Raw genomic sequence first — 16,782 nt, forward strand, 5'->3', positions numbered from 1 at the left:
AATATTCGCTACTCGTGTCAAATCCATAGGAGATCGCATTGCCTTATAAGCAATATATTGACATGTATCGCTGTGGCGGAGCAATTGGAAGCCGGTATTAAGTGCGGCATCGGGAGGCTCCTCAACAGTCCGGGCAATCCCGAACACATCCGGCAGGCACGCTGTGATCAAACTCGACGAAATCGACTATCGCATCTTGCGCGCCCTTCAGAGCAATGGCCGCATTCAGAACAACGATTTGGCAGACATCGTTGGGCTCTCGCCATCACCCTGCCTGCGCAGGGTGCGGCTGCTCGAAGAAGAGAAGATTATCGAGAACTATGTGGCGTTGGTGAATGCCAGCAAGGTCGGACTCGATCTCACCGTCTTTGCACGCGTCTGGCTCACCGGACAGGACGCGGCGACAGTCGATCATTTCATCGCAGCCGTTCGCCGGCTGCCGCAGATCGTGGAGTGTCATCTCATGGCAGGAGATTGTGATTTTCTCTTACGCGTGGTTGCCAAGGATCTCGCTTCCTATCGGAAATTTCAGGTGGAAGACCTGACCCGCATCAAGGGCGTCCAGAGCGTCAAGACCGACATCCCGATGCAGAGCATCAAGCTGACATCCGCGCTTCCGATCTAGTGTCAGATTTGTCTTCAATGACATGACTCCAGCTTTTCGATTGCTGGAGCATGTTTGATTTTGTTCGAAAGCCGGGAGTTGCTCTTCGGGGTCATACTCCATCCGCTCGGCGGGTGCCGTCGAACCTCACCTACTCCTGCTCTTGCGACGACATATCGCCTCCCAGATCGTCAAGGCTCATGCTGGGTGCATCGATCCGAATCTCGATCTGCGAAGGATCGATCTTCGGCGCCTTGTCGAGCCAGTAGGTCACCGATTCCGGCCAGTAGATGACGATAACCACCAGCAGCAGCTGCATGGCCACCCAGGGGATTGCGCCGAGATAGATGTCGCTCGTCTTCACTGATGGCGGCGCGATGCCGCGAAGATAGAACAGCGCAAAGCCGAACGGCGGGTGCATGAAGCTCGTTTGGATGTTCACGCAGAGGAGAACCCCGAACCAAACAAGATCGATGCCCAGTTTCGCGGCCACCGGAGCGAGCAAGGGCAGCAGAATGAAGGCGATCTCGAAGAAATCGAGAAAGAACGCGAGGAAGAACACGAACACATTGACGAACAGCAGGAAGCCGATCTGTCCGCCCGGCAGGCCGACCAGCAGGTGCTCGATCCACAGCGCGCCGTCCATGCCCTGAAAAACGAGGCTAAACACTGTGGCGCCGATCAGGATGAATATCACCATGGACGTGATGCGCATCGTCGAGCGCATGGCTTGGTCCAACAGCGGCCAGGTCAGCCTCCTATGCATGGCTGCGAGCACCAGCCCGCCGACAGCCCCCATAGCGCCAGCCTCGGTGGGCGTCGCGAGCCCCATGAAGATCGTTCCAAGCACCAGAAAAATCAGCACAATGCTTGGCACCATGCCCCATAGCACCTGCCGGATCAGCGGCCAGCCGATCGTCCCCCGGACTTCAGGCGGTAGCGGCGGCATCGTCTCCGGCTTGAGCACCGACATCACCACGATGAAGAGAATAAAAATGCCGACCTGAAGCAAGGATGGCCCGATGGCGCCGAGGTACATGTCACCGACCGAGCGACCCAACTGATCGGCGAGCACGACCAGCACCAAGGAGGGCGGGATCAGCTGCGTAATCGTTCCCGATGCCGCGATGACGCCCGTCGAAAGACGCATGCTATAGCCATATCGCTGCATGATCGGCAGGGAGATCACGCCCATGGCGATGACGGACGCGGCAACGGTGCCGGTGATCGCGCCAAGGATGGCGCCCACGATGATCACGGCGTAAGCGAGACCGCCCGGCACGCCTCCGAACAGCTTTCCGGTGCCTTCGAGAAGATCCTCCGCGAGGCCGCAGCGCTCCAGAATAGCGCCCATGAAGGTGAAGAACGGAATGGCCAGCAGAAGATCATTGGCGATGATCCCGTAAAAGCGCAACGGCAACGCCTGCAGGAACACCACGTCGAAATGACCGGAGAGAATGCCAAGCGCGCCGAAAAACAGGCCGGCGGAGGCGAGGGTAAACGCGACCGGAAAACCGATCAACATGAAACACATCATTCCGCCGAACATGAGCGGAGGCATGATCCCGTATGCAAACATCAGTAGTCCATCCCGTCTCGCTTATTGTAGCGGCTTTTCGTACTTTGTTTCGGATGCGATGCGCCCCTGCAGCAGGGCGACGCGCTTGATCAGTTCGGACGCGCCCTGCAAAGTCAGAAGCGCGAAACCCAGCGGCAGCGCGAATTTGATCGGCCAAACCAGCAGGCCGCCGGCATTCTGAGACCTCTCCCATTGTGAGAAGGAGGTGACGAAAAACTGCCAGCAAAAGAACGTCATCAGGAAGGTGATGGGAAACAGCAGGAAGATGAGGCCGAACACATCGACCCAGGCCCGGCCGCGATCACTGAGCGATCCGTAAATCAGATCGACCCGCACATGCTCGTTCATCTTCAGTGTGTAGGAGGCGCCGATCAGAACGATGACGCCGAAGAGGTGCCATTGAATCTCTAGCATTGAGTTGCTGCCGAGATTGAACATGTAGCGCGAGGTCGCATTGCCCGCACTGATCAGACAGGCGAGCAGAACAGACCAATCACAGATGCGCCCAAACTTCTCATTCAGCGTGTCGATCCAGGCGCTGATCGATAGAAGTGAACCCATATTTCCCCTCCGAGATTGTTGCGTTGCGAGCGCGTGCCGGCTTGGCGCGCAAGGCACCGATTGGTTGCAACAGCATCACTGCCGGTGCAACCAATCGACCACCACTGCGCAGCGAGGCCGGACCCACGAGCATGAAGTCGAGGCGAGACGTTAGTCTAGTCAGCGTGTGAAACGCGACGACATGTACGTGTCGTATTGTGTTTCATTCACGCGGAACCAGGAGACTTCTTCGCGCCGAAAAGCCGACCAGCTGTCATGCACCTTCTTGAAGCGCGGATTAGTGCCGGAGAGCTCGGCATAGTGCTTTTCCGCCGCGCCGAAGAGCGCGTCCAGCACATCCTTCGAGAAAAGGCGAAGCTGCGCGCCATTGCCGATCAAGCGGCGGAGAGCCGCCGGATTGTCGGCATCATATTTCGACACCATCCAGGTCTTCACCGCGCTGCAAGCGACTTCGAGGGCCGCCTGATATGAACGGGGCAGGGAGTTCCAGTGGTTCTTGCCGACCATCAAGGCGTTTTCATTACTGCCTTCGTGCCAGCCCGGCGCGTAATAATAGCGCGCGACCTTGTAGAAGCCGAGGCGCTCGTCGTCATAGGGACCAACCCATTCGGCTGCATCGATCGTGCCGCGTTCCAATGCAGGATAGATATCGCCACCGCCGATCTGCTGCGGAACGACGCCGACGCGGGTGAGGATCTGACCGGCCATGCCGGAGGTCCGGAACTTTAGGCCGTTGAAATCCTCGATCGTCTTCAATTCCTTCCGGAACCAGCCGGCCATCTGTGCGCCGGTGTTTCCGCTTGGGATCAAATGGACATTGAAATGGTCAAATAATTCGCGGATCAGTCCGAGACCGCCGCCGTGGTTCATCCAGGCATCATGCTGCCGAACATTGAAGCCGAACGGAACGCCGGATTGGAAAGCGAGCGCTGGCTCCTTTCCGACATAATAATAGCCCGTAGAGTGGCCGCATTCGACCGTACCAGCCTGAACCGCATCGAGCACCGTCAGTGCAGGCACGATCTCCCCCGCTGCAAAGACCTGGATTTCGAACTGGCCATCGGTCAGTTCCGATACATACTTTGCAAGCAGTCGGCATCCCCCGTCGAGGTTGTCGAGATTCTTCGGATAGCTCGTCACCATTCGCCATTTGAGCGCAGGACGCGATTGCGCGATCGCAGGCGATGCGACGCCCATTGTCGCCCCGGCCATCAAGCCGGCGCCGGCGAGCAGCGCTTTTCGCCGCGATGGACCATCTTTCGTATGTTTATCGTTAGTGCCGTGTTTCATGTCGTTCCCTCTAAATTGGTGGCAGCGTTATCGCGCCTTCATTGTGTGTCGTGAGAGACGCGCTCTGCTCGCGTCTTGCTCGTGTCACCACGCATTTCAGAAACAGCGTGTGTTTGACTTCTAGTCGCCGTTGTCGGAGGACATCGGCGGTGATTTCTCGAGATGGGTTAGGTGATCATTGCAAGTATCCTCATGTCGCTGCGCTGGTGAAGATGTGGTGCCGCGAGGATCCGCTGATCGACGTCTTCGATGTGGCGCAGGCCACAAAACGCCATCGTCAAATCAAGCTCCTTGCGAATGATGTTCAATGCGGTGGTGACGCCGCGTTCGCCATCAGCCCCGAGCCCGTAAAGCCAGCTCCTGCCGATGAACACAGCCTTCGCGCCGGACGCGACGGCCTTGATCACGTCTTGCCCGGAGCGGATGCCGCCGTCGAGAAAGACCTCCATGCGAGCGCCGACGGTCCGCGCAACATCCGGCAAGGCGGAGATCGCGGATAGAGCACCATCGAGTTGCCGTCCGCCGTGATTGGAGACGATGACTGCATCGGCGCCGGTTTGCGTGGCGAGCTCTGCGTCTTCAGGATCGAGAATTCCTTTGAGGATGAGCTTGCCGGCCCATTGGTCGCGAATCCACTTGATGTCGTCCCAACTCAGCGCCGGATCGAACTGCTCGGCAATCCATGCGGGTATGGACTGGATGTCGTCGACGCCTTTCACGTGTCCGATGATATTGCCGAAATTCCGTCGCCGGGTTTGCAGCATATGCAGGCACCAGCGCGGCTTGGTCGCCATGCTTACCAGACTCGGCAAAGTGAGGCGTGGCGGCGCAGACAGGCCGTTGATAATATCCTTGTGCCGCTGTCCGACCACTTGTAGGTCGAGCGTCACGATCAGAGCCGAGCAACCGGCGGCCTTTGCTCGCCCGATCAGGCTGCGGACATAGGTCTTGTCGCGCATCACATAGAGCTGGAACCAGAATGGCACCGCCGAATGCGCCGCAACGTCCTCGATCGAACAAATACTCATGGTCGGTAACGTAAACGGGATATGCGCCTTCGCCGCCGCCTTAGCCCCCAGGATTTCGCCATCCGCATACAGCATGCCGGCCAATCCGGTCGGTGCGATCGCCACCGGCATGCTGACCTTCTCACCAATCATCGTCGTTTCAAGCGAACGATCGGTGATATCCCGTGCGACCCGCTGGCGCAGCCGAATTGCAGTGAGATCATTCTGGTTCGCGCGAAATGTGCTTTCGGTCCACGAGCCCGACTCGCAGAATTGATAAAACATGCGTGGGACCCGGCGTTCTACGAGTGCGCGGAGGTCGTCGATCGAGGTAATTGGTCTTGTCATAGCCTGAAAATTCCTGGCGATCGTGTTACGCGTTCAGACCCACGTGCTTTAGGAGTGTCGTGTTCATGCAAATGCGTGTGGAGGAAGCACTTTTCCAGGATTGAAGATATTGCGTGGATCCATCGCGAGTTTGATGGTGCGCATGGCATTGACCGTCGTTGCACCGTGCTCACGCTCAAGATACTTGCGCTTGTCCTGCCCAATCCCGTGTTCGCCGGTGCAGGTGCCGCCCACTTCCAGCGCGCGCATGACGACGCGCTCTGCAAAGGCGCGTGCGCGCGCGACTTCCTCCGGGTCATCCATCATCACCAGCGGTGCACAGTGGAAATTGCCGTCACCGATATGGCCAAGGATGCAGCAGACGAGGCCGCTCTCCGCCACATCCTTCTGTGCAGCCACCACGCTTTCCGCTAGCCGCGATAGCGGCACGCAGACATCCGTCGCAAAGGTCTTTGCTCCGGGCCGCAGTGCGAGTTGTCCCCAATAGGAGTCGTGCCGCGCTTTCCACAGGCGCGCACGCTCCTCCGGTTTCGTCGCCCACGCAAATGCGCCGCAGCCGGCGCCCTTGGCGATATCGGCGAACATCTGCGCTTGTTCCTCGACGGAGGCTGACGTTCCGTGGAATTCAAGAAACAGGGTCGGTGCCTCGCGCATATCGAGCTTCGAATGCAGGTTGCAGCCGCGAATCTGCATTTCATCCAGTAATTCAACGCGGGCGATGGGGATGCCGACCTGGATCGCCATGATCGCCGCTTCGCAGGCGGCTTCGACCGTCGGAAAATTGCAAACCGCGGCACAGATGTTTTCCGGAATGCCATGCAACCGGACAGTCAGATCGGTGATCAGGCCAAGCGTGCCTTCGGCCCCCACCAACAATCGCGTAAGGTCATATCCGGCGGAGGACTTTTTGGCGCGAGTTGCAGTCCTGACCACGTCGCCATTCGGAAGCACCGCCGTCACGGCGATTACATTGTCCTTCATCGTACCATATCGCACCGCATTGGTGCCCGAGGCGCGCGTCGAAGCCATGCCGCCGAGCGACGCATCGGCGCCGGGATCGACGGGAAAGAACAGCCCCCGATCCCGGATATAATCGTTGAGCGCGCCGCGGGTGACGCCGGCGCCAACTGTGGCGTCGAAATCCTGTGCATTCACCTCGATGATTTGGTTGAGTTCGCGCGTGCTCACGCAAACGCCGCCAAAGGGGGCATTGACATGGCCCTCGAGGCACGTCCCCGTGCCGAAGGGAATGATTGGCGTATCGTGTTTGGCGCAGATCCGCACGATCGCCGCGACTTCTTCCGTCGATCGCGGGAAAACTACCGCATCCGGCGCCTGGTTCTCATGCCAGGTCACCGTGCAGCCGTGCTGCTCGCGCACCGCACGTGAACTCGAATATCGGTCGCCGAAAGTAGCGGACAATTCTGCCAGCGTCGCATCGAGCGATTCGGCGCGTGTCTTTTGTTGTTGGCTGGTCATCTACAAATTCTCCGCAAATCGAGAGCCGGTCTCACGCCGACGTCGATGCCTGTTTGGTCGACGCAGCGAGGTCCCGGGTGGTCGATCGCCGCACCAGCGTGGCAGCCAGCAGCGCTGACGTCACCAGTAGCGCGGCGATGCCCAGCAACCCCGTGCTGAAGCTGCCGGTCGCGTCCTTCAGATAGCCGATGGCGAACGGACCGAAATATCCGGCGGCATTGCCGATGGAGTTGATCAAGGCGATCCCGCCGGCGGCACCCACACCGCTTAGGAACGATGTTGGCTGCGCCCAGAATACGGGGAGTGCTCCAAATATCCCCATGGCTGCGAATGTCAGGGCGACGACCGCGAGGATCGGTGTAGCCTGGACATAGGTAAAGGCGCCGAAAGCGACGGCTGAAAGCAACGCTGCCGCCATGAAATGACCGAGCCGTTCCTGGCGCTTGTCTGACCGATAGGCCCAATAGATCATCGCGACGGTGCCGAACGCATTGACCGCTGAAGTGATCAGGCCGACCTCCATGTTGGACATCGCCCCAAATCCCTTGACGATCTGCGGCAACCAAAAGCCCAGCGCATAGGACCCCATGACGATGCTGAAATAGACCAGACCGAAGCCGATCACGCGGGGATCACGCAAGGCGTGGCCCAGAGTGTGCGGCGTGGCTTGGGCGGCGATCGCTCTACGCTCGGCCTCCATCTCCGCTGCGAGCCAGCCACGCTGCTCAGCAGTCAGCCATTCTGCGCGCTCCGGACGATCTGTGAGATAGAAGAAGACGACAAAGCCAAGGATAATCGCTGGCGCTGCCTCGAGGATGAACATCCACTGCCATCCTTTCATCCCACCAAGCCAGTCCAGTCCGAGCAATGCCGATGAGATCGGTGCGCCGATCGTTGCGGAAAGCGGAATGGCGACCATGAATAGTCCCGTGACCTTCACGCGTGTGCTGGCCGGAAACCAATAGGTTAGATACAGGATCATTCCTGGAAAGAAGCCCGCCTCGGCGACGCCAAGCAGGAAGCGAACGATATAAAAGCTTGTTGGTCCGGTAATGAATGCCATCGCACCCGACAACAAACCCCATGTCAGCATAATGCGCGCAATCCAAATCCGCGCGCCAAGCTTATGCAGCAGCACATTACTCGGTACTTCGAACAGAACATAACCAACGAAGAAGACACCGGCGCCGAGGCCATAAACTGTGGCGGAAAGACCGAGATCGGCATTCATCGTCAGTGCTGCGAAGCCCACATTTACGCGGTCGAGATAGGCGATGAAGTAGAGCAGCATCATAAAGGGAAGCAGCCGCCATGTGACGGCCTTTAACGTGCAGGTCCTCAATTCGTCTGGCGCTGGATTGCTCGGCATATCTCAATCCCCTCACTTTGGGATCGTGGTGCACAGCAGCAAGCTCGATCATAGATCCGGTCGGATCTGGCGAGTACCTGCGGCGAGCTTCGAATGTGAAGTGCAAAGCCACGATCGTTTCCTCAGATCGGCCACCTGCACTTTATTCAGCGCGATGTCTGGCCGGTCCTGTTGGTGAATTGCAAAGGCGATGCCAATCGCGTTTGGCTTTGGAAAACGCCGTTCGACGATCGCGATGTGTTTTTGCGAAGACACTCTGCTGACAAACTGTCTGCATCGACGACAGAATCCGTTTCTGTGCACGCATCACTCTTTTAGTATTTCGAGAGATGAAGAACGAGATCATGTCCGCAACTGTAAGAAGGCCATTCCACGCGCACGTATGGCACAAAGATTGCTGACGTTACTCGTAAAGCGCATGACTTGATCACGCGCACGAGGAGGAAGCGTTGACGCCATCGCAACCGTGTAGCGCGACATTGCCACCTGATTGGCATTCAATGCTACTAACAAACATATTTGCGATATGCACTGCTAATCTGCGCCCTGGTTGCGCAGGATACGCAATCCACTGCCGGCTCAACTCGCTTATTATCTGTTTTGCAATCGCAAAGACGGTGAAGCACTTGCGCGCCTCGCCGAAGTGTATTTGCGGCGAGGCCGGCCGCGTGCAGGATGTTCAATGACACAGACCATGATCGAGGACGGTCAGGCGATAGGTGCTCCGGCGCCCTTTGCGTCCTGGTTGACGCAGACGAACGACCTCACCAGCCTTTTTGTGGGCGCGTCACGCATTTCCGGATTGATAAATATTGCTGGCGGGCTCCCGGCGCCCGAGTTGCTTCCCGTGGAAGAGCTGGCCAATCTCGCAAGAACACTCATCCTGACGCACCCGTCGGATTGCCTCGGCTACGGTCCGACGGACGGCCTGCCGGAGCTGCGCGATGCGATTGCCGAGCGATTCAGTTCTGCCGATCTGCGGTTGCAACGTGAGAACATCTTGATCACGGCCAGCGGTACGCAGAGTCTGGATCTCATCGGGAAAGTTCTGCTCGAATCCGGCGGCAACATTGCAGCGCCATTCCCGAGTTATGTCGGCGCCATGGACGCGTGGCGGCCGCGCAATCCGAGGTATCGCGATCTCCCGCTCGGTTGCGGCGAACGGGCGGTCGTGTCGGCCTTGGCGGGCTGCCAGTTTGCCTATTCGGTACCGAACTTCTCCAATCCGACAGGTGAGCTGATCGGCGTTCCGGCGCGAGAAAACCTCGTCGCTGCTGCCCACCATACTGGGGTGTGGCTCGTCGAGGACGATCCTTACGGCGACCTCTATTACGATTCGGCACCGCTGCCCCGTCTGATCGATCTGTCGGCCAAGCACCTTAAGCGCGGCATCTACGACGGCCCGGTCATCTATCTCGGTAGCTTCTCGAAAATGCTGGCGCCGGGCCTCCGGCTCGGCTGGGTGATTGCGGCGCCGGATGTCATTCGCGCCATGTCCACGGCCAAGCAGGGCACCGACCTTTGTTCGAGCGGTCTCAATCAGCGGCTGGCTTTGGCAGCAATGGGAACCGGCCTTGTCGATCGCTTGCGACCAGCGCTTCTGGACCTCTATCGGCGCCGCCGCGATGCCCTATGCGCTGCGATGGCGGCTCATCTGTCCGACTGGTTCGACTGGAAGGTCCCGGTGGGCGGCATGTTCGTCTGGGCGACCGCACGCGATCCGCATCTGAATACTGATGATCTCGTAGGCGTCGCGCGAGACGCTGGCGTCCTTGTTGGACCCAGCAGCGTCTTCGATCCCCTTGGCACAGACCGGCGATCGCTTCGTCTGAATTTTACACTGAACTCGCCGGACCTGCTGTCACAGGCCGTCCGGCGGCTGGCGGATGCCGTGCGCGGCTTTCAACCTATCTCACGAGAGATCCAATGATCAAACTGACCGAAACAATCGAAGTTCGCGCACCGGTCGATGTCGTCTGGGAGATTTTGACGCACCCCGATCAGGTCGTGGGTTGCGTGCCCGGGATGACGCTCACCGCCGATAAAGGCGACGGACATTATGAGGGAACGATCTCGATCAAATTCGGTCCGACGGTCGCCAATTTCCGCGGCCAGGCGCGGCTGACCTACGACCATGCCAACAAGACCTGCGATATTGAGGCCGGCGGCATCGATCAGAAAGGGTCCACCCGCGCGACTGCATCGGCGCATATCGTCGTCATCGGAGCAGACACGACGCATGTCGCCATCGATGGCGGCTTCAATGTCACCGGCCCCCTGGCGCAATTCGCGCGAACCGGCGGCGTCTTCGTTGCGCGCGCGTTACTCGCGGAATTCGTCTCCAATCTTTCGCAGCGACTCGCAACGCAACCGCAGGAGCCGACCGCCGGCACTCAGGATGTGCCTATGACTGTCTCCTCCGCCCCAGCCCCCGCGGCACAGATCAGCGGCTTCAGGCTGCTTCGCGCGGCATTTCTCAGCTGGGTGAAGCATCTCTTTGGTCAGAAGCAATAAGGAACAATCGAAAATGTCGAGCTCCGAAACACCGAACTACAAGCTGCTTGCGAAGGCCTTTGCCGATGAAGGCGTGGACATGGCCTTCCATCTGATGGGCGATGGCAACATGTATTGGGCCACGTCACTGACTCACGATTTCGGCGTGCGGGCTATCCATGGCCGCCACGAGAATTGCGTCGTGGCCATGGCCGATGCCTATGCACGCGCGACTGGAAAGGTCGGCATCGCATCCGTCACCTGCGGGCCCGGCTTTACGCCGACGTTGACGTCGCTGACAGCGGCAGTGCGCGGCAACGTTCCTCTGATCGTCTTCGCAGGCGACACGCCGATCACCGATCTTCATCACCTGCAGGAATTCGATATCGGCCCGGTGGTGGAAATGGTTGGAGCGAAATACATACCGCTGCGCCATGTGGATCGCATGTTAAATGACGTCCGAGAGGCCTTCTACACGGCCCGCTTTGAGCGCAGGCCGGTAGTGATGAGCGTGCCCATCGACCTTCAGGCTGCTGCGGCGGCTTGGGGAGCCGATTATTTGCCATCGGCCGACTTGATGCCGCGGTCGCAGCGGATTCAGCCGGATCCCGACATCGTACGTGAGGCGGCGGCTATTCTCGCCGCTGCTGAGCGTCCGATCATAATCGCCGGTCACGGCGCATTGCGGTCCGGTGCGACGTCGGAGCTCGCATCGCTTGCGGACCACGCGGGAGCGCTGGTCGCGACCACGCTTCGTGCAAAAGGCGCATTCTACGACAACCCGTTCAATCTGGATGTGGCCGGTTCCTTCGCTAGCCCCTACGCGCATGAGCTGTTCGCCGAGGCCGATGTCGTGATGTCGGCTGGCGCAGGCCTTGGAAATTACACGACCGAGGCGGGCTATCTGTTTCCCAATGCGAAGGTCATTCAGATCGATACCCGGCCGCGCGGTCTCTGGCAGGGCAATCGCACCGCGGATCTCCATATCGCCGCGGATGCTAAGGCTGGCGCGCAAGCGATCAAGGCTGAACTGGCCAAAGCAACTCCGAAACGCGCCGGATATCGGCTACCCGACATCTCGGAACGGCTGGCCAGCGATGTGCATGACGACAAGCCGTTCCAGCTCGAACCGGCCACGCTTGATCCACGGGTGGCGGTGGGCGAGATTGATCGCGTGATACCGAAGGACTGGGATATCGTGATGGGATGCGCCCATTACTTCACCATTGCCGGCCCGATGATGAAAGGGCGGCCGGCCGACCGCTATCACTTCCTCACGGAGTTCGGTGCGATCGGCCAAGCGCTGCCCGCTGCGGTAGGCATTGCGGCGGCGAGAGGCAATGGCAAAGTGTGCCTGATCGAGGGGGAAGGCAGTCTCCTGATGCAGATCCAGGAGCTGGAGACACTCGCCCGCCACGGCATCAAGCTTCTGATCATCAGCATCAATGACGGCGCCTATGGCGCCGAAATCCACAAGCTCATCCCGCGCGGGATCACGCCCGCGGAAGCGACATTTGGCCGACCCAATCTCGCGGCGGTGTCGCAGGCTTTCGGCCTGCGCGGCGCTGTGGTGACGGAAAACGGGAAGCTGCAGCAGCTGTTCGAAGAGCATGATTGGCAGCCGACCGCCAGCCTCTGGGACATCCATACGTCGAAGACCGTGCCGTCGATCTCATATCGCCGTGTTCACTTCGGCGAAGTTTGATTGCTTGGAGACTGTCATGCCAAAAGTTGTCACTATCCGGACCCATGGCGGACCGGACGTCCTCGGCCTGGAAGAAGCTGCAGTCGGGCTTCCCGGGGAGGGGGAACTCCGCATCAAGCAATCGTTCTGTGGTGTGAACTTCATCGACACATACTTCCGCTCGGGTCTTTATCCCGTCGCTCTCCCCTTTGTTCCGGGGCAGGAGGGCGTGGGCGTGATTACCGAGATCGGCGCGAGGGTAAACGGCTTCAAGATCGGGGATCGGGTTACCTATGCGACGATGTCTGGCGGTGGTTATGCATCGGAACGGATCATTCCTGCCGATGCAGCAATCCGGGTACCGGATTTCGTAAACGACCATGTCGGCGCGGCTGTCACCATGAAGGGCCTGACGGCGCAGATGCTCATCCGCCAGGTGTACAAAGCTGGCCCGGGCACCACGATGCTGGTGCACGCCGCCGCCGGCGGCGTCGGATCCATTCTGGCGCAGTGGGGAACCCACCTTGGAGCAACCGTGATCGGCACTGTCGGCTCGCCGGACAAGGCGGAATTCGCACGCGAATACGGATGCCATCATGTCATCGACTACGCGAAGGAGAATTTCGCCGAGCGCGTGAAGCAGATCACCGGCGGGCGGATGTGCGATGTCGTCTATGATGGTGTCGGCAAGGTGACTGCCATCGGTTCTCTCGACAGTCTAAAGCCGCTGGGCACCTTCATCAGCTACGGCAACGCCTCGGGACCGGTCGAAAATTTTGGCCTCCTCGAACTTGCCAAACGCGGATCGCTGTTTGCGACCCGCCCGATGATGCCGCACTACGCGTCAACCTCTGAGAGGCGGAGCATCATGGCCGACGAATTCTTCGCTGCCCTGCAAGAGGGGGCAATCAAGCCGCCACCGATCAAGGAATACGCTCTGGCTGACGCCGCGCTTGCGCACCGCGAACTCGAGAGCCGCAAATCAATGGGGTGCCTCGTTCTGGCGACCTGAGCTCGCCAGGTATGTCCACCGGGCTATCCGGCACCCACCATGCAAAAGAGGATATCAAATATGGCCAAAGGTTACTGGATCGGTCTCGTCGATGTCCATGATCCCGAGCGTTACAAGGACTACGTCCGTGAAACCGCGACGGCCTACAGGAAGTTCGGCGCCCGTTTTCTGGTGCGCGGCGGCGTCACCACAAATGTAGAGGGCAAAGTGCGATCGCGCGTCGTTCTCATGGAATTTCCTGACTATCAGACGGCCCTCGCCTGCCGGCATTCGCCTGAGTATACAAAGGCGAAAGCCTTACGCGAGCCAATCTCTCAGGCTGATGTGATCGTGATCGAAGGCTATGACGGGGGGCAGCCGGGCGACGCTACGCCCGTGAGTAGACGTGTGCCAGAAGGCGGTGGTTCTCAGATCTCGGCGATCGGAAACAAAAGGCCAAAAGGATACTGGATCGCGTTCGTTGATGTGACCGACACGGATGCTTACCAAGCATACCTCAAAGAGAATTCTGTACCATTTGCGAAATATGGGGGGCGCTTCCTCACCCGATCTGGAACGTCCGAACGTCCCGAGGGGGCGCTGCGGTCGCGCACCGTTGTGATCGAGTTTGTAGACTACCAATCCGCACTGGATTGTTGGAACTCTCCAGAATATGCCAAAGCAAGATCCTTGCGCTCATCCGCCGGATTTGCCGACATCGTCATCGCGGACGGCTACGACGGACCGCAGCCCCGCGACGGCGCTTAAGCTCATTTTCGAGATGGCGTGGGATGCACGCGTAATCGCGGGCCGATGCTCGCATCTGGTATTGCAGTCATCTCGTAGAACGTCGATTCACATCATCGTCACGACGATCTTTCCCTTGACGTCGCGGTTGGCGAGGCGACTAATCGCGGCGGCGGCGCCGGCGAGTGGATACGTGGCTTCGATCTGCGGTCTCACGCCGCTGGCCCACAACTCGTTCAAGCGATCCAGCATTCGCTCGCGATCCGGCGTGTAGCGTTGAGGAAGCCGCCGAGATAAACGCCGACCACCGAGCATCCCTTGAGGAGCGTCAGGTTGAGCGGCATTTTCGGAATCATTCCGGTGGCAAACCCGACGACCATGTGACGGCCGCCCCAGGCAATGGCTCGTAATGCCGCCTCCGAGAATGGGCCACCAACGGGATCAATGACGACGTCGAATCCGTGGTCGCCAGCCAACTTCTTGAATATGGTTTTCAAGGATGGATTATCGGCGTCGTAAACCGCGACATCGTCGGCGCCCATACTGCGGCAGAATGCCGCCTTTGGCTCCGATGACGCAGCGGCGGCGACCCTCGCGCCCATCGCCTTGGCGATCTGGATGGCTGCTGTGCCGACGCCGCCGGCGCCTCCGAGCACGAGCACATTCTCTCCAGCTGCAACGCTTGCGAGATTATCGAGCGCGTAGAGCGCTGTGCCGTAGGCAATGAGCAGGGCGGCAGCATCTTCTGGAGGCATCGCAACGGGCCGGCGCAGTAAGTCATTCGCCTGCACGACCATCTTCTCCCGGAGGCCACCCCATGTAGTAAAGGCCATCACGTGATCGCCCGGCTGCCAGCCGACGACATCGGCGCCTATGCGTTCGATGACACCGGCGATCTCGCCGCCTGGCGAGAAGGGAAATTCCGGCTTAATCTGATATTTTCCCTCAACGATGAGGGCGTCGGGAAAATTGATGCCGCAGGCTGCGACGGCCACCACGACTTCACCCGAACCGGGGACGGGATCGGCGATGTCACGCAGGACGAGGCTCGAAAGAGGGCCGTATCGCTCGCACAGAAGTGCTTGCATTAATGTCTCCAGACTGCACGCCGTTGAAAAATGGCCGCCGTGCTGTCGCGGGGCGGCCCCAGTTGGGAGTCGAACTCGTTCGGATCGTTACTGCTTGACCAGCGGACAGCCGCCGTCCTTCATCGGGCGAAAGGCTTCTTCGGCCGGGATGGTGGCTAGCAGCTTGTAATAATCCCACGGCCCTTTCGATTCCTTTGGCTGCTTCACTTCGAACAGATACATGTAGTGAATCTTGCGGCCATCCTCGCGAATCCGGCCCTTGCCGAACAGCGCATCGTCCGTGGGCATGGCTTTCATCTTCGCGACGATTGCGACGCCGTCCCTAGATGGGCCCATCTCGGCCATCGTTTTCAGATAGTGAAGAGTTGCCGAATAGGCGCCGGCTTGCATCATGGTCGGCATGCGGCCCTTCAGGCCCTCGCCAAAGCGCTTACTGAATGCGCGCGTGCCGTCATTCAGGTCCCAGTAGAAGGGCTCGGTGAGCACGATGCCCTTGGCGAATTCGAGGCCGAGCGAATGCACGTCAGAAATATAGACGAGCATGCCCGCGACTGTCTGGCCACCGGCCATGAGGCCGAATTCACTTGCCTGCTTGATGGCATTCGTAGTGTCGGTGCCGGCATTAGCGAGGCCGACGACTTTGGCGCGCGAATTCTGTGCCTGAAGCAGGAAGGATGCGAAGTCGGCCGTGTTGATCGGCGCACGAGCCTCACCGACAACCTTGCCGCCTTCCTTCACGACGATCGCTGCAGCGTCGCGTTGGAGAGCGTGCCCGAATGCGTAATCGGCGGTCACGAAGAACCAGCTGTCGCCACCACGCTTCACCATCGCCTGTGCCGTGCCGTGTGCGAGTGCCCAGGTATCACTAGTCCAGTGCACGAAATTGGGCGAACAGGCCTTGCCCGTCATGTCCGACGATTGTGGGCCTGATCCGAGCACGACCTTGTTCTTCTCGCGGCTGAGTTCGCCGACTGCAAGCGCCACCGCGCTATTAGTCAGATCTAGGACCGCATCGACGCCCTCGGTATCATACCATTTTCGCGCGATGTTCACCCCGAGATCAGCCTTGTTCTGGTGGTCGGCGCTGAGGATCTCGACTTTCCAGCCCTGCTTCTCGATGTCGGAATCGGCGAGCGCAAGGCGCGCCGCGACCTCAACGCCTTTGCCGGCGATGTCGGCATAGGCGCTCGACATGTCGGTCAGGATACCGATCTTGATGGTCTTGCTGTTCGCCAGGAGTGGACACGATGCCATCGTCCCCAGAAGAAGCGCGGCGATCCCGCTCTTCAGATATTCTCTCATCGTTTCCTCCAAGGCTTCTTGTTCTTGGAGATATTCGCCATGCAAGATGTTTGCGTAATCTGAGCGTCGCGCGCCTCCGGGGAGCGCAGGGCGAATGTTGAGCGTGACCGCGTTGCAAGATCTCAAGTCCGGTCATGGATGTTTCTCCGATCGCGCGAGGCCAGTCACCCGCGCTCTTCTGAATCGGTTGCGGCGCAGCGACAATTCGGCCTGATGCGACGGCCGGAGTGTCTCCAATTC

General features: G+C 59.4%; 14 protein-coding genes and 1 pseudogene. 6 read left to right on the forward strand and 9 right to left on the reverse strand.

Annotated features, from left to right (window positions below; genetic code table 11):
• Positions 1-166: 166 nt before the first annotated feature.
• A complete protein-coding gene (locus BLW80_RS12435) occupies positions 167-625 on the forward strand; it encodes an Lrp/AsnC family transcriptional regulator (RefSeq protein WP_093758248.1) in 459 nt (152 codons plus the stop codon).
• A 130-nt stretch (positions 626-755) separates the two neighbouring features.
• Here the strand turns inward: BLW80_RS12435 and BLW80_RS12440 are convergent, their stop codons facing one another.
• From BLW80_RS12440 to BLW80_RS12465, 6 genes are all read right to left on the reverse strand, one after another.
• A complete protein-coding gene (locus tag BLW80_RS12440; protein ID WP_093758122.1) occupies positions 756-2,183 on the reverse strand; it encodes a TRAP transporter large permease in 1,428 nt (475 codons plus the stop codon).
• A gap of 21 nt (positions 2,184-2,204) precedes the next feature.
• Positions 2,205-2,744, reverse strand: coding sequence for a TRAP transporter small permease subunit (locus tag BLW80_RS12445; RefSeq protein WP_093758123.1), 540 nt, complete (start codon positions 2,742-2,744; stop codon positions 2,205-2,207).
• A 159-nt stretch (positions 2,745-2,903) separates the two neighbouring features.
• Positions 2,904-4,034, reverse strand: coding sequence for a TRAP transporter substrate-binding protein (locus BLW80_RS12450; RefSeq protein WP_170849642.1), 1,131 nt, complete (start codon positions 4,032-4,034; stop codon positions 2,904-2,906).
• 167 nt (positions 4,035-4,201) lie between these two features.
• Entirely contained in the window at positions 4,202-5,389 is a 1,188-nt protein-coding gene (locus BLW80_RS12455) for an alpha-hydroxy acid oxidase (protein ID WP_093758124.1), read from the reverse strand.
• A gap of 63 nt (positions 5,390-5,452) precedes the next feature.
• A complete protein-coding gene (locus tag BLW80_RS12460; RefSeq protein ID WP_093758125.1) occupies positions 5,453-6,868 on the reverse strand; it encodes an FAD-binding oxidoreductase in 1,416 nt (471 codons plus the stop codon).
• A 31-nt stretch (positions 6,869-6,899) separates the two neighbouring features.
• Positions 6,900-8,237: an MFS transporter gene (locus BLW80_RS12465; protein ID WP_093758126.1), complete on the reverse strand. Its 1,338-nt coding sequence runs from the start codon at positions 8,235-8,237 to the stop codon at positions 6,900-6,902.
• A 682-nt stretch (positions 8,238-8,919) separates the two neighbouring features.
• Between BLW80_RS12465 and BLW80_RS12470 the strand changes: the two genes are divergently transcribed.
• From BLW80_RS12470 to BLW80_RS30990, 5 genes are read left to right on the forward strand one after another with little or no spacing between them, the layout of a single operon-like run.
• Positions 8,920-10,167, forward strand: a complete 1,248-nt coding sequence (locus BLW80_RS12470) for an aminotransferase-like domain-containing protein (RefSeq protein WP_199488723.1) — start codon at positions 8,920-8,922, stop codon at positions 10,165-10,167.
• Positions 10,164-10,751: an SRPBCC family protein gene (locus tag BLW80_RS12475; RefSeq protein WP_093758127.1), complete on the forward strand. Its 588-nt coding sequence runs from the start codon at positions 10,164-10,166 to the stop codon at positions 10,749-10,751. The genes BLW80_RS12470 and BLW80_RS12475 overlap by 4 nt, the downstream gene beginning before the upstream one ends.
• 13 nt (positions 10,752-10,764) lie before the next feature.
• Positions 10,765-12,435: a thiamine pyrophosphate-binding protein gene (locus BLW80_RS12480; protein ID WP_093758128.1), complete on the forward strand. Its 1,671-nt coding sequence runs from the start codon at positions 10,765-10,767 to the stop codon at positions 12,433-12,435.
• Positions 12,436-12,439: 4 nt separating this feature from the next.
• On the forward strand, positions 12,440-13,426 hold the full coding sequence (locus BLW80_RS12485; protein ID WP_349633097.1) for a quinone oxidoreductase family protein: 987 nt from the start codon (positions 12,440-12,442) through the stop codon (positions 13,424-13,426).
• Positions 13,427-13,486: 60 nt separating this feature from the next.
• On the forward strand, positions 13,487-14,173 hold the full coding sequence (locus tag BLW80_RS30990) for a DUF1330 domain-containing protein (RefSeq protein ID WP_502688594.1): 687 nt from the start codon (positions 13,487-13,489) through the stop codon (positions 14,171-14,173).
• 87 nt (positions 14,174-14,260) lie between these two features.
• Here BLW80_RS30990 and BLW80_RS30605 read toward each other — a convergent pair whose 3' ends face one another.
• The 3 genes and pseudogenes from BLW80_RS30605 to BLW80_RS12505 all read right to left on the reverse strand — a co-directional run bounded on the left by BLW80_RS30605 (position 14,261) and on the right by BLW80_RS12505 (position 16,542).
• Positions 14,261-14,578, reverse strand: a complete 318-nt coding sequence (locus BLW80_RS30605) for a zinc-binding dehydrogenase (RefSeq protein ID WP_502688599.1) — start codon at positions 14,576-14,578, stop codon at positions 14,261-14,263.
• Positions 14,497-15,240, reverse strand: a pseudogene (locus BLW80_RS12500) (zinc-binding dehydrogenase); the annotation flags it as partial. The gene BLW80_RS30605 and the pseudogene BLW80_RS12500, both read right to left, overlap by 82 nt.
• 87 nt (positions 15,241-15,327) lie before the next feature.
• Positions 15,328-16,542: an ABC transporter substrate-binding protein gene (locus BLW80_RS12505; RefSeq protein ID WP_093758252.1), complete on the reverse strand. Its 1,215-nt coding sequence runs from the start codon at positions 16,540-16,542 to the stop codon at positions 15,328-15,330.
• Positions 16,543-16,782 lie beyond the last annotated feature (240 nt).

It is taken from the genome of Tardiphaga sp. OK245, from assembly GCF_900108575.1.
GTDB lineage: Bacteria > Pseudomonadota > Alphaproteobacteria > Rhizobiales > Xanthobacteraceae > Tardiphaga > Tardiphaga robiniae.